Genomic DNA, 20,575 nt, shown 5'->3' with positions numbered 1-20,575 from the left:
GATGAGGCGGCGCAATGACCGCGACGCAACGCAAGGGTGGCAGCGGGAACCAGGGCAAGGACGAACTGGTGGAGATGGCGTGGGACCCCATCACCCGCATTGTCGGCAGCCTGGGCATCTACACGAAGATCGACTTCAAGCAGCGTGTGGTCGCGGAATGCCACAGCACGAGCTCCATCTTCCGCGGTTACTCGGTCTTCATGAAGGGCAAGGACCCGCGCGACGCGCACTTCATCACCAGCCGGATCTGCGGGATCTGTGGCGACAACCACGCCACGTGCTCCTGTTACGCGCAGAACATGGCCTATGGAGTGAAGCCGCCGCATCTCGGCGAATGGATCGTCAACCTCGGTGAAGCCGCAGAATACATGTTCGACCACAACATCTTCCAGGAGAACCTGGTGGGGGTCGACTACTGCGAGAAGATGGTTGCCGAGACCAACCCCGGCGTGCTGGAAAAGGCCAATCGGACCGATTCTCCACACGCGGACGCCCATGGGTACAAGACCATCGGCGACATCATGCGCTCGCTCAACCCCTTCACCGGCGAGTTCTACCGCGAGGCACTCCAGGTAAGCCGCATGACCCGGGAGATGTTCTGCCTGATGGAGGGCCGGCATGTGCATCCCTCCACGCTCTATCCCGGTGGGGTGGGCACCGTCGCGACGATCCAGCTGATGACCGACTACATCACGCGCCTCCAGCGGTACGTCGAGTTCATGAAGAAGGTCGTGCCCATGCACGACGACCTCTTCGACTTCTTCTACGAGGCGCTGCCCGGGTACGAGATGGTTGGGAACCGGCGTATTCTGCTCGGCTGCTGGGGCTCGTTCCAGGATCCCGAACACTGCAACTTCGAGTACAAGGACATGACCGACTGGGGCCGGAAGATGTACGTGACCCCCGGCGTCGTCGTCGACGGGAAACTCGTCACCACCGACCTGGTCGAGATCAACCTGGGCATCCGCATTCTGCTCGGCTCGTCGTACTACGGCGACTGGGAAGAGCAGGAAATGTTCGTGACCCACGACCCGCTGGGCAATCCGGTCGACCGTCGGCACCCGTGGAACCAGCACACCAACCCACGGCCGCAGAAGCGGAACCTGGACGACAAGTACAGCTGGGTCATGTCACCGCGCTGGTTCGACGGCAAGGACTATCTCGCCCTCGACACCGGTGGCGGACCGCTGGCACGGCTGTGGACCACGGCGCTGGCCGGACTGGTCGACATCGGCTACATCAAGGCCACCGGCAGCAGCGTGCAGATCAATCTGCCCAAGACCGCGCTCAAAGGTCCGGTGGAACTGGAATGGCGCATCCCGCAGTGGAGCAACACCATTGAGCGCAACCGGGCGCGCACCTACTTCCAGGCCTACGCGGCCGCCTGCGCACTGCACTTCGCGGAGAAGGCCCTCGTGGAGATCCGCGCGGGACGGACCAAGACCTGGGAGAAGTTCGAGGTCCCGGAAGAGGCGGTCGGCTGCGGCTTCACCGAGGCGGTGCGCGGCGTCCTCTCGCACCACATGGTGATCCGCGACGGCAAGATCGCCAACTACCACCCGTATCCGCCGACCCCGTGGAACGCCAGCCCGCGCGACTCCTACGGCACACCGGGACCGTACGAGGACGCGGTGCAGGGCCAGCCGATCTTCGAGGAGAACGACCGGGAGAATTTCAAGGGCATCGACATCATGCGCACGGTGCGCAGCTTCGACCCCTGTCTGCCGTGCGGCGTGCACATGTATCTCGGCGAGGGCAAGAAGCTGGAACGGCTGCACTCCCCCACCCAGTCCGCGGGCAGTGAATGAAGTGGCGGAGCACTGCGCGTCCAACGCGCCCGATGTGACGCCGTCCGACACGGCGCCGTCCGAACCCGCCTCCTCCGACTGGCGTGCGACCGGTGAGCGCATCGACACCCTGATCACCGCCAGCGCATCGGGCGGTGCCATCGCTCGCGAACGGAGCGAGGAACTGGTCCGGCTGGTCTCCGATTTCTACGGTGCCGGGCTGGAACGGCTGCTCGACCTCCTGTACGAGCAGAAGCATCTCAACGACGATGTCCTGGCCTCCTTCGCCGCAGACGAGCTGGTGGCGAGCCTCCTGCTCGTGCACGGCCTGCACCCTTACAGCGTGGAGACCCGCGTCGAGAAGGCGCTGGAGAGCGTACGGCCCTATCTTGGGTCGCACGGCGGCGACGTGGAACTGCTCGGTGTGTCCGACGACGGTGTGGTCGGGCTGCGGCTGCTCGGCAGCTGCGACGGCTGCCCGTCCTCTTCGGCCACCCTCAAGCTCGCCGTGCGGGGTGCCGTCGAGGCGGCCGCTCCGGAGGTCACCACGATCGAGGTCGAGACCGCCGACGAGGAGTCCGGAGCCTCCGGGCCGATGGTCCCGATCGAGGCGCTGTTCTCCCGGCTCCACGAGACCGCTCCGCCTCCTGACGACTCCGGCTCGTCCTGGGAGCTCGTCCCAGAACTGGCCGCCCTCGACTCCGGTGCCGTCACGCGGTTCACCGCCGGGCTCGTCCCGGTGCTGGCCTGCCGCATCGGTTCGGCCCTGTTCGCCTTCCGGGACCGCTGTGCCCGGTGCGACCAACCGCTGGAGGGCGCCGTGCTGGCCCGGCGGCTGGGTGGCGCCTCCGACGACGGGGTGCTGCGGTGTCCCGCCTGCCTTGCGCACTACGACGTACGACGGGCGGGTGCCTGTCTCGACGCGGAGGACCTGCACCTGGATCCGCTGCCCCTGCTCGCGGACGGCCCGACCGTCTCGGTCGCCGTACCCACCGCGGCGGCGACATGAGCAGCGGCGGCCGCACGATGTCCCCGGTGGCCTCGCTGCTCCGGGTGACGCGCAATCGTCCGCAGCCGATCGCCGGCGAGCGCTGCGAGATGTGCGCGGAGTCGATCGGGCAGAGTCACTCGCACGTGGTGAATCTGGAGAGCCGGGCCCTGATGTGCAGTTGCCGGGCCTGCTATCTGCTGTTCAGCGATCAGAACGCACATCTGCGCTATCGCGCGGTCCCCGAGCGATATCTGTCCTTCGACGGTCCGACCGTTGACGAACGGACCTGGGACACCCTGCAGATCCCGGTCGGTCTGGCATTCCTGTTCCGCAATTCCGTCCAGGGCCGCACGATCGCGTTCTATCCGGGTCCCGCGGGCGCCACCGAGTCCGAACTGCCCCTGGACGCCTGGGACACCATCGTCGAGGCCAACCCCGAACTGGCCGTGCTGCGCGCCGACGTGGAGGCACTGCTGGTACGCCGCCAGGACGGCAGCGGCGGCTCCTGTCATCTGGTGCCCATCGACGCCTGTTACGAACTGGTCGGGCGGCTGCGGACCCTGTGGCGCGGCTTCGACGGCGGTCGCGAGGCGCACGATGCGATGGACGCGTTCTTCGCGCACGTGTCGGAGCGCAGCCGGCCCGCCACCCTGGACGATCAGTCGTGAGCGGCCTCGGCTTCTCCGTGCTCGACGTCTTCGCCGAGCCGTACACCGTCGTGCCGCAACTGACCGCGCGGCTGCGGATCGAGGAGGACAGCGGCGAGCGGATCCACGCGATCGTGCTGCGCTGCCAGGTCCGTATCGAGCCGCAGCGACGGCACTACGACGCTGTCGAACAGAACGGGTTGCGTGGCCTGTTCGGCGAGCGTGACCGATGGTCCGACACCCTCAAACCGTTCCTCTGGATGCAGTGCAACACGACGGTGCAGGGGTTCACCGGCGCCACCGAGGTCGACCTCGCACTGCCCTGCACCTACGACTTCGACGTGATCGGCTCCCGCTATCTGCACGCTCTCGGCGAGGGCGCGGTGCCACTGACCCTGCTCTTCTCCGGCACGGTGTTCACCAAGGGGAGCGCCGGCTTCGGCGTGCGGCAGGTGCCCTGGGAGTGCGAGGCCCGCCATCAGATGCCGGTAGCCGTGTGGCGGCAGATGATCGCGTCCTACTTCCCGAACTCCGGCTGGATCAGATTGGACCAGGACGTGCTCGACCGCATCGCCGATTTCCGCGCACGGCGCGGTCTGATCAGCTGGGACGAGACGGTTCACACCCTGCTGGCCGACATCGGTGAGGTGGTCCCGTGAACGCGCTGAGTCCGGCCCGCTCCATGAGCCTCGACCACGTCCGCACGATCGCCGACGCGGTGCTCTACGAGGGATACCTGCTCTACCCGTACCGGGCGAGCTCGCACAAGAATCAGTCACGCTGGCAGTTCGGAGTCCTCGGGCCGCCGTCCGCGTCCGCGTCGAGCTTCAGCGAGGACCCGGGCATGGAGATGCAGTGCCTGCTCACGGCCCCGCACGAGCCGCAGCCCGGCGTCACGGTCCATCTGCGATTCCTCCAACTGCAGCTTCGCGAGGTGCAACGGCGCGACGAGGACGGCGGCTACACCCCGGTCGAGCAGCTCACCGTCGACGGCGTGTCGGTGCTGAGTTGGGACGAGGCGGTGGAGCGGGAGATCACCCTGCCCGCACTCGCCTGGAACGAGGGGACCGATGAACTCCTCCGGATCCCCGGCGGGTCGGAGATCGAACCCCTCACGGACATGTGCGGCATCGAGGCGGGCCGTATCGTGCGGCGCCGCCACCCGCTGACGGCCCGGATCCGTACCCGCTGGGCGGTCGACGACGGGTTCGTTCGGCTGTCCGTGTCGGTGGACAACGAGCATCCCGACACGGCCACCGACAAGGACTCCGCGATCCGCGCCTCGCTGATCGGCTCGCACCTGCTCCTCCAGGCGCACGGCGCGGAGTTCGTCTCGCTGCTCGAACCCTCCGACGAAGCAGCCGCTGCGGCCGGGCGCTGTCGACAACGCCGGTGCTGGCCCGTGCTGGCCGGCGCGAGCGGAACAACGGACACCGTGCTGGGCGCGCCCATCATTCTGTACGACTACCCGGAGGTGGCAGAACAGAGTGCGGGCGCCCTGTTCGACTCCACCGAGATCGACGAGATCCTGACGCTGCGCGTGATGACCATGACGGACGCGGAGAAGGCTGAGGCCCGGGCCACCGACCCCCGCGCGCGGGAGATCATCGATCGTTGCGACGGCATGTCGGCCGCGGATCTGCAACAACTGCACGGTCTCCTGCGCGATCCGCACCTGCCGCCGGCGGATCCCGGCCCACGAGCGGCCGCCGGTCCGCCGGACGCCGGCGGGGCCACCTTCGACACGGGTGGCGCGCCCTGGTGGGATCCGGCGACCGACGCCGCTGTACGGCCGGAGTCCGACGCGGTCGTCATCAACGGGGTCCGTGTGTCCAAGGGCAGCCTCGTGCGAGTGCACCCGTCCCGCCGTGCCGACGCGCAGGACCTGTTCTTCGCCGACCAGGTGGCACGGGTGACCGCGGTGCTCTCGGACGTCGACGGAGAGGTGCACGTCGCCCTGGTCCTCGTCGACGATCCGGCGGCGGACCTGCACGACTGGTACGGCCGCTACTTCTATTTCGCTCCCGACGAGTTGGAGCCGTTGCCCGTCGGGAGCCCCACGCACCACCGAGAGGAGAACCCATCATGAGAACCCTGGGCATGATCACCACAGGCGTGGCAGCGGCCGCGGCGCTGATCGCCGTGGCTGTGGGAGTGCAGTCGATCCCTGACATCCGCCGGTATCTGAGAATGCGCTCGATGTGAACGAGGGAGCGGCCACGACGGTGGGTGCCGCACGCGCGGACGCAGCGGCCAGGTCCACCGCCCCATCCCCCGAGAGTCAGTCCTGACATGCCCGGAGGAGTACTCGTCGCGGGCGTCGGCAATCTCTTTCTCGGAGATGACGGCTTCGGCCCCGAGGTGGTGCGCGGGCTGACCGCGCCCAACAGCCTCCCGCCGCAGGTCCAGGTGGTCGACTACGGCATTCGCGGTATGCATCTCGCCTATGACCTGCTCAACGGGTATGACGCGTTGGTACTGGTCGACGCCTACCCAGGCGGCGGGCCTCCCGGTGAGGTGACAGTGCTCGAAATCACCGCCGAGCACCTCGGTACGGGTGAATTCGACGCACACGGCATGAATCCGGTGTCAGTTCTGGCAAATCTGGAGCAATTGGGCGGTACTCTTCCCGTCACCTACCTCGTGGGCTGCACTCCCGCCGGGATCGAAGAGGGAATCGGGCTCAGTGAGGCTGTCTGTGCCGCGGTGCCCGAAGCGATCGACGCGGTACACATCCTGATCCGCCGCCTGCTGCCGCCCGACCCCACCGAGACCGTCCCGTCCGCCGTTCCCCGGAGGTCCTGATCATGTGCCTTGGCATTCCCGGTCAAGTCGTGGAGATCGTGGACGGGTATGCCGGGCAGCTCGCACTGGTCGACGTGGAGGGCGCCCAGCGGCGCGTCAACATCGGGATGCTCGAAGAGCCCCCGGATCCCGGTGACTGGGTCCTTCTTCACATGGGCTTCGCGATGGAGATCATCGACCAGGACAAGGCCGGCGAGGCCCTCTCGGGGCTGGAGATGATGGGCCGTGCCCGAGCCCACCGGGTCCGGCGCAGGTTCGAGGTGCACGGTGTTGTCCAGGGGGTGGGGTTCAGGCCCTTCGTCTACGTCACCGCCTCGGAGCTGGCGCTCGCCGGCTCTGTGGCGAACACCAGCGCCGGCGTGGTCGTCGAGGTCGAAGGTGACGCGGAAGCGGTGGAGGAGTTCGGGCGGCGGTTGCGCACGGACGCCCCTCCGCTCGCGATCGTGGAGAGAGTTCAGGATTCCGAGCAGCCGGTTCGGGGCGGTACGGAGTTCACCATCGAGGACTCCAGCGACGGCGGCCGGGCCCGCACGCTCGTCTCCCCCGATGTCGCCACCTGCCAGGAGTGCCTGACCGAGTTGCGTGACCCGGCGAATCGCCGGTTCCGCCATCCCTTCATCACCTGCACCCACTGCGGCCCCCGGTTCACGATCGTCACCGGCACTCCCTACGACCGGGCCGCCACGACCATGGCGGCGTTCGACATGTGTGACGACTGCCGGGCGGAGTACGACGATCCGGCCGACCGCCGGTTCCACGCCCAGCCGATCGCCTGTCACGCCTGCGGACCCCGGCTCGAACTGATCCGTAAGGACACCGGGCAACCGGAGCACGGCGAGGACGCCCTGCGGGCGGCACGCGAACTGCTCACCGAAGGCCGGATCCTCGCCATCAAGGGCCTCGGCGGCTACCACCTGGCGTGCGACGCCCGCAACGACGCGGCCGTGGCCGAACTGCGCCGCCGCAAGAGACGCGGAGGCAAGCCATTCGCGGTCATGGTGTCCGGTCTCGACGTCGCCGAACGGCTGGTGACCATGACCGGGGACGAGAAGGAGCTGCTCTCGGGCATCCGCAAGCCGATCGTCCTCCTGCCCCGGCTCCGGGCGGAGCCGGGGGCCGGGGTGTCCAGCGCCGTGGCGCCGGGAAACCCGGACCTCGGGTTGCTCCTCCCCTACACGCCACTGCACGTCCTGCTCTTCGGGATCGGGGACGACCGACCGGGCCCCGACGCGCTGGTGATGACCTCCGCCAATCTGTCCGGTGAGCCCATCGTCACCGACGACGCCGAAGCACGGACCGGCCTGGCCCCGCTGGTCGACGCCTGGCTGCGGCACGACCGGACGATCCACGTCCCCTGCGACGACTCGGTCAGCCGGTTCGTCGCCGGTGCGGAGCTCCCGATCCGCAGATCCCGCGGTTACGCGCCGCTGCCTCTCGCCCTGCCGTTCGACGTACCGCCGACGCTCGCGGTCGGCGCGGACCTGAAGAACACCTGCGCTCTGGGGGAAGGCCGCTACGCCTGGATCAGTCAGCACATCGGCGACATGGACGACCTCTCCACCGTCGACGCACTGACCCGGACCGAGGACCACCTCGAGCGCCTCACCGGAGTCGACCCCGGGCAACTGGTGGCCGACCGCCATCCCGGCTACCGGTCCGGAAACTGGGCTCGCCACCACGCGAAGGGCAGGCCGGTGCGGACGGTGCAGCACCATCACGCGCACATCGCGTCCGTGATGGGCGAGCACGGGCTCGGATCCGGTGAGAGCGTGATCGGCATCGCCTTCGACGGCACCGGCTACGGAACCGACGGGGCTGTTTGGGGCGGCGAGGTACTGATCGCCGGCTACAAGGCATTCCGCAGGGCGGCGCACCTCGGATATGTGCCCCTGGCGGGCGGCGACGCCAGTGTGCTGCGCCCCTACCGGATGGCGCTCAGCCACCTCCGCGCCGCCGGAGTCGCCTGGGACGACGACCTGCCGGCTGTACGCGCCTGCCCCGCCAGGGAACGGGCTGTGCTGGCACACCAGTTGGAGACCGGATTCGGCTGCACACCGACATCGAGCATGGGCCGGCTCTTCGACGCCGTCGCTTCGCTGGCCGACATCCGGCATCAGGTGGAGTACGAAGCGGAAGCGGCCATCGAGTTGGAGGGCCTGGCCCGCGCCGCGACAGCGGACCGCGACGAATCGGCCGGCCGCTACGCCTTCTCCATCCGGTCTGCCAACGCCACGCATCCCGCCGTCGCGGATCCAGGGCCGGTGATCCGCGCGGTGGTGGATGACGTACGCGCCGGAATTTCCCCCGACCGCATCGCCGCCCGCTTCCACACGTCTGTCGCCGTGCTCATCGTCGACCTCGCGGAGATCTGCCGCGCGCAGACCGGCCTGGAGGTGGTCGCGCTCGGCGGCGGTGTCTTCCAGAACGCCGTGCTGCTGGAGATGGCGCAGCACATGCTGACCGGCCGGGGGTTCACCGTCCTGCGACCCCGGCTGCTCCCCCCGAACGACGGCGGCATCGCCCTCGGCCAATTGCTGATCGCCGCGTCGGGCTGACCCCGGGGTTCCGGCGGATCCACCGGGCTCCCTACGGATTCACAGAGAAGAGAGACCATGTGTCTGGCAGTTCCGGGGCGTGTCCTCAGCACCGCCGAAGTCGATGGCACCTTGATGGCCCAGGTCGACTTCGGCGGGGTGCGCAAAGAGGTGTGCCTGCAGTACATCCCCGACGTGACGATCGGTGAATACGTCGTCGTACATGTCGGGTTCGCCATCCAGCGCCTCGACGAGCGGTCGGCCCAGGACACGCTGGCCAACTTCGAAAGGCTCGGAATCCTGGCGGAGGAATTCGGTGACGGGTTCGACATCGCGGCCAAGCACAAGGAAGCCCCAGAAGGAGCAGGCAGATGAAGTACCTCGACGAGTTCAGCGACCCCGACCTGGCGAAGAAGCTCCTGGACGAGATCCATGCCGCCACCACCCGGCAGTGGGCGATGATGGAGGTCTGCGGGGGCCAGACCCATTCGATCATCCGCCATGGCATCGACCAACTGCTGCCCCAGGGCGTCGAAATGATCCACGGCCCGGGTTGCCCCGTCTGTGTGACACCGCTGGAGATCATCGACCGGGCACTGGCCATCGCCGCCCGCCCGGGAGTCATCTTCTGCTCCTTCGGCGACATGTTGCGGGTGCCGGGCAGCAGCCAGGACCTCTTCTCCGTCAAGAGCGCGGGCGGGGACGTCCGCGTGGTGTACTCACCGCTGGACGCGCTGAAACTGGCCCGGGAGAACCCGGACCGGGAGGTCGTCTTCTTCGGGATCGGGTTCGAGACGACCGCACCCGCCAACGCGATGACCGTGTACCAGGCCAAGCGCCTGGGAGTGCGGAACTTCTCCCTGCTGGTCTCCCATGTCCTGGTGCCGCCCGCCATCGCGGCCATCATGGAGTCCTCCACCTGCCGGGTGCAGGCGTTCCTCGCCGCAGGTCATGTGTGCAGTGTGATGGGCACCTCCGAGTACCCGCCGCTGGCGGAGAAGTACAAGGTCCCCATCGTCGTCACCGGATTCGAGCCGCTGGACATCCTCGAGGGCATCCGCCGGACGATCCTTCAGCTCGAAGAGGGCCGCCACGAAGTGGAGAACGCCTACCCCCGCGCGGTACGCGACGAGGGCAACATGCCCGCCATGGAGATGCTGCGCGATGTCTTCGAAGTGACCGACAGGACCTGGCGGGGCATTGGAGAGATCCCGCGGAGCGGCTGGCAACTGTCACGGAAGTACCGTGAGTTCGATGCCGAACTCCGCTTCGACGTGACCGGCATCCGTACGGCCGAGTCGTCACTGTGCAGGGCCGGAGAGGTACTTCAGGGCCTGATCAAGCCGCACGAATGCGCGGCGTTCGGCAAGCAGTGCACTCCGCGCAACCCGCTGGGCGCGACGATGGTGTCGTCCGAGGGTGCCTGTGCCGCTTACCACACCTACCGCCGACTGGAACTGGTCGATGCCAAGTGACTGATGCGATGCAACGCGTGGGCGACCTCGACTTCGAGAGTTGGGTCTGCCCGGTCCCGCTGCGGGAAACCCCTTCCATCGTGATGGGACACGGGGGCGGCGGGGCGATGTCCGGGGAACTGATCGAGCATCTGTTCCTGCCCGCCTACGGCGCGGCGGCTTCGGTGGAACTGGGTGACTCGGCCGTCCTGTCCGTCGGCGGCACCCGGCTGGCCTTCTCCACCGACTCGTTCGTGGTGAAGCCGATGTTCTTCCCCGGCGGGTCGATCGGTGATCTGGCGGTGAACGGAACCGTCAACGACCTGGCGATGTCGGGTGCTACGCCCTTGTTCCTCTCCACCGCCTTCATCCTCCAGGAGGGCACCGAGCTGAGCGAGCTCGGCAGGATCGCCCAGGCGATGGGCACAGCCGCGCAGACCGCGGGCGTCCGCCTGGTCACCGGGGACACCAAGGTCGTCGACAGTGCCAGCGGTGACGGCGTCTTCATCAACACCTCCGGCATCGGTGTCATCGCCGACGGGGTCGACATCGACCCTCGCCGGGCGCGGCCCGGCGACGCCGTGCTCATCAGCGGCGACATCGGTGTGCACGGCGTGGCGGTGATGAGTTGCCGCGAGGGTCTGGAGTTCGGGACCACCGTCGAGAGCGACACCGCCGCCCTGCACGGCCTGGTCGCCGGCATGATCGCCACCGGGGCGGATCTGCACGTCCTGCGCGACCCGACCCGAGGTGGTGTCTCGGCCTCCCTGAACGAGATCGCCCGGGCGTCGACGGTCGGCATCGATCTGGTGGAAAGGGATCTGCCCGTCCCGCAGACGGTGCGGGACGCTTGCAGTCTCCTCGGGCTCGATCCCTTGCAGGTGGCGAACGAAGGCAAGCTGCTCGCCATCGTGCCCGCGGAATCGGCGGATCAGGTGCTGGCAGCCCTCCAGGCTCACCCGCTGGGCCGGGCGGCGCGCCGGATCGGAACCTGCGTATCGGATCACCCCGGGATGGTGGTCGCCAGAACAGCACTGGGAGGAACCCGGGTGATCGGCCTTCCCATCGGCGAACAACTACCGAGGATCTGCTGAATGAGCGCACGCGGTGCGCTCCTGTTCGCACGATACGCCTACCCGCCCAATGAGCTCGGCTACTGCGGTCCGGCCGACGCCTCCGCCTTGCTCGATGCCGGCGCTACCGCCGGTATCGAGCGGCGGGCGCGGCAGTTCGAGGGTGCCTGGTGCTACCTCGAATTCCTCGCGGAGGTGGCCGAACTGCCCGATCCGCTCGACGAACGAGTGGTCGAGGCCTACTGGATCGGCAACGACCTGCTGGAACAGGTCGATTCGGCAGCGCTGGTCGACCGCATGGTGGACCGGTTCCGCGGTCAGATCGGCGGCACCTGGCGTCAGGCGGCACACCGCGCCCTCGCCCACCACAGCTTCCAGGTCTTCGACGTCTACCCGTGGGCGCACCTGCTCCGCACCACTGACAACCCGACCGCTCTGACCGTCCTCGATCAATGCCGCATCCGCACCGGTGTCGTCCTCGACGTCGACGGTGAGTCGGCGACCGTCATCTCCAGCCCGCTGACCTGGAACGGGACGACGATGGAGACCGCGCCTCAACGGCGGGAAGTGGTGCGCTGGTCGACCGGCGGCAGGACACTGCTCGACGGCCTCTCCCCCGGCGACCGCGTTGCCCTGCACTGGGACTGGGTGTGCGACGTGCTCACCCAGGACCAGGTCGAGCGCGTCGAGTCGCTGGAGGCCCGGCAACGCGGCGTGCACAGCAGCATGGCGCGGTGAGGGCGGAACCGGGAGTGCGGCGGGGCCATATGCCGCCGTCGTTCGGGTGACCTTACGGACGCGCGTCGGTCGTGAGTGCGGGCCGGCGCGCAAGGATTTCCGGTCAGGGTCCCTCCCCGCGGGATCCGCTGGAGGTCACCATGAACATCCTGCTGCTCGCCAGCGCGTTCAACAGCTTGACGCAGCGTGTGTACGTCGAACTGTCGGACCGGGGCCACACCGTGGCGGTGGAACTCTCCTGCGAGGAGGAGGCGCTTCGGGACGCGCTGCAACGGCACCAACCAGAGCTGATCGTGGCGCCGATGCTCAAGGAAGCGATCCCGGAGCAGGTGTGGTCCGCGCACACCTGCCTGATCGTGCACCCGGGTCCGTTGGGCGACCGCGGGCCGTCCTCATTGGACTGGGCCGTGCAGCAAGGCGTCGACCGGTGGGGCGTGACCGTCCTGCGGGCGAACGCCGAAATGGACGCCGGGGATGTGTGGGCCTCGGTGGCCTGTCCACTCCCGCAGGTGGGCAAGAGCGACCTGTATCGCAATGAGGTCTCCGACGCGGCACTCGAAGCGGTACTGCTGGCCGTGGCACGCTTCGCCTCCGGCACGTTCGTCCCCCGCCCCCAGAACAGCGCGGACGAGGGGATCACCGTCACCACCCGGCCCTACCTGCGCCAGGAGGCCCGGCGCATCGACTGGGGCGCGGACAGTACCGAGACGGTGGCCCGCAAGCTGCGCTCGGCCGACTCACAACCCGGGGTACTGGACGATCTCCTCGATGCCCAATGGTTCCTGCACGGCGGCCACCCCGAGGACACGCTGACCGGCTCCCCCGGAGAGGTGCTGGCCACCCGCGCGGGCGCGATCTGCCGGGCGACCCGCGATGGCGCCGTGTGGATCCCACGGCTGCGACCGCGCCGCGTTCCAGGGCAACCAACCACGTTCTCGCTGCCCGCGACCCTCGCTCTGGGCGAACGGCTGCCCCGGGTGCCGGACCTGCCGTTCCCCCTCGACGGCGGGCACGACGACCGCCGCACCTGGACCGACATCCGCTACCGCGAGCACGGGGACGCCGGGTTCCTCGCATTCTCCTTCCCTGGCGGCGCGATGAGCACCATCCACTGCGACCGTCTGCTGGCCGCCTATCGCTACGCCTGCACCCGGCCGACGTCGGTGCTGGTGCTGGGTGGCGGCAGGGACTTCTTCTCCAACGGCATCCATCTGAACGTCATCGAAGCCGCGAACGATCCGGCAGCGGAGTCCTGGGCCAACATCAATGCGATCGACGATCTGGTGCAGGCCATCCTGACCACGACCGACCGGTACGTGATCTCCGCGCTGGGCGGCAATGCCGCGGCAGGCGGAGTCATGCTGGCCTTGGCCGCGGACGAGGTCTGGTGCAGGACCGGGGTGGTACTCAACCCGCACTACCGCCGAATGGGGCTGTACGGCTCGGAGTACTGGACGTACTCCCTTCCGCGCCGGGTCGGTGCCGCCGTCGCCGAGCAGCTCACCGAGCGGGCGTTGCCGGTGAGCGCCGCGACCGGGCAACGCCTCGGGCTGGTGGACCGGCTGTTCGACAGCAGTCCGCAGGATTTCGCCGGTCAGGTCGCCGAATTCGCCGTCCGGCTGGCCTCCATGCCCGCTGTCCGGACCCGCATCGCGCAGAAGAAGGCGGAGCGTGACGAAGCGGAGGCCGCCAAGCCGCTGGCCGCCTATCGCGAGGAGGAGCTCAGCCGGATGCGCCAGATCTTCGACGACCCCGGCCGGCCCTACCACGCCCTTCGCCGGGCGTTCGTGCACAAGGAACCCGGCGGCGGTGCGTCCGCTCAGGCCACTTGATGCAGCGGAGCGCTTCTCACACTCCGCCCCGGTGGAGGGCCTCCAGCACGGCCAGTTCGTCCTCGGACAGGCGCAGTGCGCCGGCCGCCACGTTCTCCTCGACGTGGTCCGGATTGCCGGTGCCCGGGATGGCCAGCACGTGCGCACCGCGCTGCAGCGTCCAGGTGAGGCGCACCTGAGCCGTGCTCGCCCCATGGGCGCGCGCGACGGCGATCACCTCGTCATGCTCGGTGCCACTCGCACCCGCCTCACGTCCGGCGCCGGCGATCGAGTAGAACGGCACGAACGCGACGCCCTGCTCACCGCAGGTGCGCACGAACGCGTCCTGGTCGGGGCGTACGCCGAGGCCGTACAGGTTCTGCACGCACACCACCGGTGCGATGTCCTGGGCCTCGGCGAGGTGTTCGGGTTGCACGTTGGACAGGCCGAGGTGGCGGATGAGTCCGGCGTCGCGCAGTTCGGCCAGCGCGCCGAAGCGTTCGGCGATCGAATCCGTTCCGACGATGCGCAGGTTCACCACGTCGAGGTGGTCACGACCGAGTTGGCGCAGGTTCTCCTCGACCTGGCCGCGCAACTGCTCAGGAGTGGCATGGGACTGCCACTCGCCCGACGCGTCCCGGCCCGGTCCGACCTTGGTGGTGATGACCAGATCATCCGGGTACGGGGCCAGGGCGTGATTGATCAGCTCGTTGGCGGAGCGCAGCGGTGAGAAGTAGAACGCGGCGGTGTCGATGTGGTTCACGCCGAGTTCGACCGCGCGGCGCAGCACGCTGATCGCGCGGCCGCGATCGCTCGCCGTCGCGCCGGCTCGGAACGCGGCACCCTCCTGCGTCAGGCGCATCGCGCCGAAGCCGATCCGGTTGACGGTCAGGTCGCCGAGCTCCCAGGTGCCCGCGGCCGCTGTCGTTGTCGTTGTCGTCTGCGAGGTCATGCCGGAATGATCTCCACGAAGTAGGCTGACGGCTATTGATTAAGGAATATCCGAATCCTTGGGGTGGCTGTGCTGGCGGAGCTGGCGTTCTCGGCGAGCGATCTGGCGCAGATGCGGTTCGCCGTCTCGCCGATGTGGGAGGTCGGAACGAGCTTCCGGCTGCTGAGCTCAGGCTCCGCACATCCCGTGCACCGGCCCTGGATCGAGCAGGTGCGGCCGCGAGTGACGGCCGCCGGCCTCGACCGGGGGTGGCTCGCCGCGGTGATCCCGCCCTCGGGTTACGTTCCCGACTTCCTCAACCCGGCACCCACCGGACCGGCTCCCACGCTGGCTGAGGAGTTGACCGGCATCCGGTCCGCTCCCGCCGACCGCGTACGTCAGGAGCTCGACCGCCTGAAGCAGGATCAGGGATCTGCCGGCCCCCGGCTGCGAGCTTTGTACGCCGATCCACCGGCCCGCCTCGTCCGGGTCACGGAGGAGATCGAGACCTACTGGGAGCTGGCGCTCGCCCCCTACTGGGCGCGGATCCGCGCCGTGCTCGACGCCGATGTCTTCCACCGGGCCCGGCAGGTCGCCGAGCACGGCGTGGGGCGCCTCTTCAACGATCTGCACGCCTCGGTCAGTTGGGACGAGAACGCGCTACGGCTGAGCCGCAGGCAACAGGCCCTGTCCCGGAAGACGGCGGGCGCGGGACTGCTGCTGATTCCCTCGGCCTTCACCGGACCGGGCCCGCTCACCCGGGTGACGCTGCCGGAGCCGCCCCAACTCGCCTACCCGGCACGCGGCATCGGCTCGTTGTGGGAGTCCCGGCCCGTCCCCAGGACCGACGCCATCGCCGCCGTGCTCGGCCGCTCGCGGACCCGACTGCTGACCGAACTGGAGACTCCGGCCTCCACCACCGAACTGGCCCACCGCACGGGGCTCTCCCCGGCCGGAGTGTCCCAGTACCTCACCGCGCTGCGCGATGCGGGCCTGGTCAGCGCACACCGGGCCGGCCGCTCGGTGCTCTACGCCCGCACCTCCGTCGCCGAATCCATCCTCGCCGCCGCCTCCCCCTGATTCCGGGCGCCACCCATGCCGCTCCTGGGCGGCGAATCGTCAGGACGTGAACTGGAACCAGTTCAGGTTGACCAGGTCACCGGAGCCACTGGTGGTGAAGGTGACGTACACCGGGTGGACTCCGGTCGCCGACGCTGTCAGGCCGGTCGTCCTGCTCGTCCAGTTCTGCCACCCGCCCGTGCTGCTGACCGGAACGCTCGCAATGACCGGACCCGTCGTGCTGTCGAGCCGGTACTGCACCGTGCCCGTAACGCCCGCGCCCGAGGCGAACCGCGTGGTGACCGAGGCCGCCTCCGTCGAGCCGAAGTCGAGATTGCCGTAGTTGATCCAGTCGCCGGCCGCGATGTATCCGACGTCCGTGCCACCACCGGTGTCGGTGCAGGCCTCGTTCTGTGTACCGGACTGGGATGCGAAAGCCTCCGCCTGCGTCAACTGGTACGCACTCGGCGTCGAAACGGCACCGTAGGTGAGACCGAAGCCGTACGGGAACAGCGCGGGTTTGCCGTCACCGTCGTTGATCGGCTGCTGGGTCGCGGACTGCATCCAGGTGTCGGGCAGCTTTCCGGTGGGCGCGTAGTCGCCGAAGAGCACATCGGAGACGCCGTTGCCCTCGGTTCCCGGCAGCCATGCCTCGACCAGCGCGTTCCAGTTCGGCAACTGGCCGGCGATGTCCATGGGGCGTCCGGAGACGATCACCACGACGACGGGGACACCCGCCGCCCGCAGTGTGCTGATCGTGTTCAGGTCCGCGGTGCTCAGGCCCATGCCGCTCAGGCGGTCACCGGCACCCTCGGCGTACGGGGTCTCGCCGACGACAGCGATCGCGACCTTGTAGGAACTGTCGATCCCCGTCCCTGCCTGGTTGTAGGTGACGGTGCTGCCGGTGCCTGCCTGGGCACGAATGCCCTGCAGGATCGTCGTGCCGGTGGTCGTCGCGCCGCTTCCGCCCTGCCATGAGATCGTCCAGCCGCCGCTCTGGTTACCGATGTTGTCCGCGTTCGAGCCCGCCACGAAGATCTTGTTGTTGGTCTTCGCCAGGGGCAGGACGTTGCCGGAGTTCTTCAGGAGCACCTGGGACTCGCGCACAGCCTGGCGGGCGGTGCTCCGGTGCACCGAACTGCCGACGGTCGAGGTGTAGCTGCGATCGGTCAGCGGGTGCTCGAACAGTCCCAGCTCGAACTTCTTGGTCAGGATCCGCCGGTTCGCGTCGTCGATGCGCGACATCGGAACGCGTCCGGCCTGCACCTCGCCGCGCAGCATGCTGATGAACGACTTCCACGCGGTGGGCACCATGACCATGTCGATCCCGGCATTGATCGCCTGGGTGACCTCGGCGGCGGTGAACCCCGACTGGCCGTCGATCTGATCGATGCCGTTCCAGTCCGACACGACGAACCCGGAGAAGCCCAGTTCGCCCTTGAGCAACGTCGTGATCAGGTACTGGTTGCCGTGGTCCTTGACCCCGTTCCAGCTGTTGTACGAGATCATGACGGAGCCGACGCCCTTCTGCACCGCGGCCTGGAACGGTGGCAGGTGGATCGCCCGCAGCTCGGCCTCGGTGATCTGGGTGTTGCCCTGGTCGGTGCCGTTGGTCGTCCCGCCGTCACCGATGAAGTGCTTCGCGGTCGCGAGCACCGAGGCCGCGCCGCCGAGAGTGCTGCCCTGCAGGCCGGTGATGTACGTGCTCATGGACGTGGCGATCTCCGGCTTCTCGCCGAACGATTCGTAGGTGCGGCCCCACCGATCGTTGCGCGCCACGCAGAGGCAGGGTGAGAAGTCCCAGTCGATACCGGTGCCCGAGACCTCCTCGGCCGTCGCCCGGCCGATCTGCTGCACCAGCGCCGGATCGCGTGTCGCACCCAACCCGATGTTGTGCGGGAAGATCGTCGCGCCGGCGACGTTGTTGTGGCCGTGCACCGCGTCCACGCCGTAGATCAACGGAATGCCGAGGCGGCTGCCGAGCGACGCGTTCTGGAATCCGTCGTACATGTTGGCCCAGCTCGTCGCGTTGTTCGGTGACGGGGCCGAGCCGCCGCCGGACAACAGCGAGCCGAGCGCGTAGTTGGTGATGTCGGCGTTGCTGACGCTCGCCCGCTCGGCCTGGGTCATCTGGCCGATCTTCTCGTCCAGCGTCATCGTCGCCATCAGCTGGCTGACGCGCGTCGCGACGGGCAGGGAGGGATCCGGATAGGGCTCATGTGCTGAGGCCTGTTGCGGAACGGCGAGGACGGCGGCCATCAGCGCGAACATGACCGCGACGGCAACCCGGTGACGTAACGCCGCCATCATCCCGGATCTGCGGATCCCGGCGGTCGCGACACCACCGAGTGCCGCGCCGAGAACAGCTCTTTGGGAAGCAACCACTGTGCTCACCTCGTTGGGGAGGGACCTGTCGGTCGGCGCGGCGTTCACAGGACTGTTCTCAGTTCAGATGCCCGGAACAGGATTGCGCCTAGCAGGAACGCGGTCAATGGTTCAGACCATACCCGGGTACTACGCCGCCACTGGGCTCCACTGGGGATCACGGCCGGTGAACGCGAGCAGCTTCTGCGCGGCGGTCGCCCCCTCCGGGGCCGCGACGGCGGGTGCGAACTTGTGGAAGTTGTCCCGCACGAAGTCGACGATCAAGTCTGCGATCACCTGCAGCCCCTCTGCCAGATCGTCCGACAGCGGTAGCTCCTGGCCGGAGGCCTTCGCGATGTCCCAGGCGTGAACGGCGGCGTCCAGTGCCGCTGTCCCGGTGCCCTGCCACGCGGGGATGGGGCCGAACGGCGTCGGTACGTTCTCGGCGTCCGGACCGACGGACACCCAGGCGGCGGTCGCCGCGGCCAGGACCTCGTCGAGCTGTCCGACCGGGTCGGCGTCGAGCACGTCCTGGGGCTCGAACGGGTCCGCCGGCGGGCCGACTTCGACGATCTGCATGACGAGCGCCTGCTGGTCGAGCCGCGCATGGTTGAGAACCTGACGCGCCGTCCACTCGGCACAGGGAGTCGCATTCCCCCACGCGTCCTTCGGTACGCCGAGCACGGCCGTACGCAGGTAACTGTGCGCGTCGGCAAGCAGCTTGAACCCGTCCACAGAAGTCATATCGGCGCCCCCGTCTGGTCAACACTGGGATCGCAGGATAGCCGTGCCGAACCGGCGTGTCAGGAGGCTTCGGCCGCCCGCACGGTCGGTGCGGGAATTGCGGTTGGCACGCTTCTCCGTTCGGTGATGGACTGGACGGATGGATCAAGAAGCGGTACTCGCAGTGTTCGACCAGCAGATGCGCCGGAACGCACCGGCCGACGATCCCGGTGCGCGGGTCGAGCGGATCGGCGACGTGGTGCGGCTGGTCGGCGCCGGCAGCGACGACTGGAACGGCATCGTCTGGTCCGATCTCAACGAGGCCGGCGCGGACTCGGCGATCGCGGCACAGGTCCGGTATTTCGCTTCCCTGGGCCGCGAGTTCGAGTGGAAGCTCTACGCCCATGACCTGCCCGGTGACCTCGCCGGCCGGCTGCAGACCGCGGGGTTCTCCCCCGAGGCCGAGGAGACCGTGATGGTCGCCCGGATCAGCGACCTTGCCACCGACGTCGAACTGCCGGAGGGCATCCGTCTGCAGCCGGTCACCGATCCGTCCGGCGTCGACCTCGTCGCCGACGTCCACGAGCAGGCGTTCGACACGAGCGCCGACCGGCTTCGGCACCGCATGCTCTCCCAGCTGGCAGGGCGGCCGGAGACGTTCAGTATGGTCGTCGCGATGGCCGGTGACCTGCCAGTGTGCTCCGCACGGATGGAACTGCACCCCGGTACCGACTTCGCCGGCCTTTGGGGTGGCGGCACGGTGGCCGCTTGGCGAGGACGGGGCATCTACCGGGCGCTGGTCGCCCACCGAGCCCGCATCGCCGCAGAACTCGGCTACCGCTATCTGCAGGTCGATGCCTCCAGCCAGAGCCGCCCGATCCTGCAGAAACTCGGGTTCACCGCCCTGACCACCACCACACCGTACGTGTACCAGCCGCAGCTGCTCGGCTGAACTACGGGAGCTCGACCGACTCCCCCGGCGGGATCCGGGCATAGTCGGTCCCGCCCTTCGTCCCCATCCACCAGTCGAAGCTCGCCATGCCGACCTCACTCAGATGGGCCTCATGGATGGGGAACGCGCGGGCCGGCCCGACCGCTCGGACGAACTCGACAGCCTCGCCGAGCTTCAGCCACGGCCCGGACGTCGGGACCAGAAGGGTGTCGACCGCTTCGGCGGGAACGAACAGAGAGTCCCCGGGGTGGTAGAGGCCGTCGACGATGAACCCGATGTTGGTGCACCCGGGCAGGCCGTCGACGATCTCCGCGTGCTCACCGCCGACGACGCGCACGCTGAATCCGGCCGCCGTGAAGGTGTCCCCCACGGCGACCGCGGTCACATCCGGGCCGAGGGTCGCGGCGAGCGCGGCATGGGTGTGGACGGTCAGCTCGGGGTTGCTGTCACGAGCCGCCTTGAGCTTCTCGACATCGATGTGGTCGTCATGCTCGTGGGTGATGAGGATCGCGGTGGCGCCGGTCAGTGATTCGCTCTCGGACAACGTGCCCGGGTCGATCACGAGTACTCGGTCGCCGATTTCGAGGCGCACACAGGCGTGGCCAAATTTCGTCATACGCATCTGATCAACTTACCGGCAGGTGTGGAGCGGGATCCAGGGTTCCGCGGCGCCCGAGGTGCGGTTCGTCCGCCGGGAGCGCAGCCT

At 68.4% G+C, this 20,575-nt stretch carries 19 protein-coding genes; 15 read left to right on the top strand and 4 right to left on the bottom strand.

Annotated features, from left to right (window positions below; genetic code table 11):
- The first annotated feature begins 14 nt into the window (after window positions 1-14).
- The 13 genes from AC07DC_RS14665 (at window position 15) to AC07DC_RS14605 (ending at window position 13,861) form a co-directional block, all read left to right on the top strand.
- Window positions 15-1,808 carry a nickel-dependent hydrogenase large subunit gene (locus AC07DC_RS14665; protein WP_478914750.1) on the top strand — a complete coding sequence of 598 codons (1,794 nt, stop codon included), beginning with the start codon at window positions 15-17 and terminating at the stop codon, window positions 1,806-1,808.
- Complete coding sequence (locus AC07DC_RS14660) at window positions 1,801-2,796, top strand: NifU family protein (RefSeq protein ID WP_478914749.1); 996 nt, start codon at window positions 1,801-1,803, stop codon at window positions 2,794-2,796. Before AC07DC_RS14665 ends, AC07DC_RS14660 begins: the two co-directional genes overlap by 8 nt.
- On the top strand, window positions 2,793-3,446 hold the full coding sequence (locus AC07DC_RS14655) for a DUF5947 family protein (protein WP_478914748.1): 654 nt from the start codon (window positions 2,793-2,795) through the stop codon (window positions 3,444-3,446). Before AC07DC_RS14660 ends, AC07DC_RS14655 begins: the two co-directional genes overlap by 4 nt.
- Window positions 3,443-4,084: a DUF6084 family protein gene (locus tag AC07DC_RS14650; RefSeq protein ID WP_478914747.1), complete on the top strand. Its 642-nt coding sequence runs from the start codon at window positions 3,443-3,445 to the stop codon at window positions 4,082-4,084. The genes AC07DC_RS14655 and AC07DC_RS14650 overlap by 4 nt, the downstream gene beginning before the upstream one ends.
- On the top strand, window positions 4,081-5,514 hold the full coding sequence (locus AC07DC_RS14645; RefSeq protein WP_478914746.1) for a hypothetical protein: 1,434 nt from the start codon (window positions 4,081-4,083) through the stop codon (window positions 5,512-5,514). Before AC07DC_RS14650 ends, AC07DC_RS14645 begins: the two co-directional genes overlap by 4 nt.
- Window positions 5,511-5,630 carry a DUF6893 family small protein gene (locus tag AC07DC_RS14640; protein WP_478914745.1) on the top strand — a complete coding sequence of 40 codons (120 nt, stop codon included), beginning with the start codon at window positions 5,511-5,513 and terminating at the stop codon, window positions 5,628-5,630. Before AC07DC_RS14645 ends, AC07DC_RS14640 begins: the two co-directional genes overlap by 4 nt.
- An 87-nt stretch (window positions 5,631-5,717) precedes the next feature.
- On the top strand, window positions 5,718-6,230 hold the full coding sequence (locus tag AC07DC_RS14635) for a hydrogenase maturation protease (RefSeq protein ID WP_478914744.1): 513 nt from the start codon (window positions 5,718-5,720) through the stop codon (window positions 6,228-6,230).
- 2 nt (window positions 6,231-6,232) lie between these two features.
- Window positions 6,233-8,785: a carbamoyltransferase HypF gene (gene hypF / locus AC07DC_RS14630; RefSeq protein ID WP_478914743.1), complete on the top strand. Its 2,553-nt coding sequence runs from the start codon at window positions 6,233-6,235 to the stop codon at window positions 8,783-8,785.
- Between the two features lie 57 nt (window positions 8,786-8,842).
- Window positions 8,843-9,139, top strand: a complete 297-nt coding sequence (locus tag AC07DC_RS14625) for a HypC/HybG/HupF family hydrogenase formation chaperone (RefSeq protein ID WP_478914742.1) — start codon at window positions 8,843-8,845, stop codon at window positions 9,137-9,139.
- The gene (gene hypD, locus AC07DC_RS14620) at window positions 9,136-10,239 is read left to right on the top strand and encodes a hydrogenase formation protein HypD (RefSeq protein WP_478914741.1); all 1,104 of its coding nucleotides are present in this window, start codon (window positions 9,136-9,138) and stop codon (window positions 10,237-10,239) included. The genes AC07DC_RS14625 and hypD overlap by 4 nt, the downstream gene beginning before the upstream one ends.
- An 8-nt stretch (window positions 10,240-10,247) precedes the next feature.
- Window positions 10,248-11,312, top strand: coding sequence for a hydrogenase expression/formation protein HypE (gene hypE, locus AC07DC_RS14615; RefSeq protein WP_478914740.1), 1,065 nt, complete (start codon window positions 10,248-10,250; stop codon window positions 11,310-11,312).
- A complete protein-coding gene (locus tag AC07DC_RS14610) occupies window positions 11,313-12,029 on the top strand; it encodes a DUF6390 family protein (protein ID WP_478914739.1) in 717 nt (238 codons plus the stop codon).
- Window positions 12,030-12,169: 140 nt separating this feature from the next.
- On the top strand, window positions 12,170-13,861 hold the full coding sequence (locus AC07DC_RS14605; RefSeq protein WP_478914738.1) for a hydrogenase maturation protein: 1,692 nt from the start codon (window positions 12,170-12,172) through the stop codon (window positions 13,859-13,861).
- 16 nt (window positions 13,862-13,877) lie between these two features.
- On the opposite strand, the gene AC07DC_RS14600 is transcribed toward AC07DC_RS14605, so the two are convergent.
- Window positions 13,878-14,792, bottom strand: a complete 915-nt coding sequence (locus AC07DC_RS14600) for an aldo/keto reductase (protein ID WP_478914737.1) — start codon at window positions 14,790-14,792, stop codon at window positions 13,878-13,880.
- Between the two features lie 69 nt (window positions 14,793-14,861).
- Here AC07DC_RS14600 and AC07DC_RS14595 point away from each other — a divergent pair, with 69 nt between their 5' ends.
- On the top strand, window positions 14,862-15,851 hold the full coding sequence (locus tag AC07DC_RS14595; protein WP_478915127.1) for an ArsR/SmtB family transcription factor: 990 nt from the start codon (window positions 14,862-14,864) through the stop codon (window positions 15,849-15,851).
- A 39-nt stretch (window positions 15,852-15,890) separates the two neighbouring features.
- Here AC07DC_RS14595 and AC07DC_RS14590 read toward each other — a convergent pair whose 3' ends face one another.
- Window positions 15,891-18,215, bottom strand: coding sequence for a glycoside hydrolase family 3 N-terminal domain-containing protein (locus AC07DC_RS14590; RefSeq protein ID WP_478914736.1), 2,325 nt, complete (start codon window positions 18,213-18,215; stop codon window positions 15,891-15,893).
- 129 nt (window positions 18,216-18,344) lie between these two features.
- A complete protein-coding gene (locus tag AC07DC_RS14585; RefSeq protein WP_478914735.1) occupies window positions 18,345-18,938 on the bottom strand; it encodes a TIGR03086 family metal-binding protein in 594 nt (197 codons plus the stop codon).
- Between the two features lie 139 nt (window positions 18,939-19,077).
- On the opposite strand from AC07DC_RS14585, the gene AC07DC_RS14580 reads away from it, so the two are divergent.
- Window positions 19,078-19,869: a GNAT family N-acetyltransferase gene (locus AC07DC_RS14580; protein ID WP_478914734.1), complete on the top strand. Its 792-nt coding sequence runs from the start codon at window positions 19,078-19,080 to the stop codon at window positions 19,867-19,869.
- Between the two features lies 1 nt (window position 19,870).
- On the opposite strand, the gene AC07DC_RS14575 is transcribed toward AC07DC_RS14580, so the two are convergent.
- A complete protein-coding gene (locus AC07DC_RS14575; RefSeq protein ID WP_478914733.1) occupies window positions 19,871-20,491 on the bottom strand; it encodes an MBL fold metallo-hydrolase in 621 nt (206 codons plus the stop codon).
- Between the last annotated feature and the right edge of the window lie 84 nt (window positions 20,492-20,575).

This window comes from Streptomyces sp. NPDC045021, from assembly GCF_056432645.1.
Note: the sequence above shows the minus strand (reverse complement) of the source record. Positions and strands in the feature narration are given on the sequence as shown.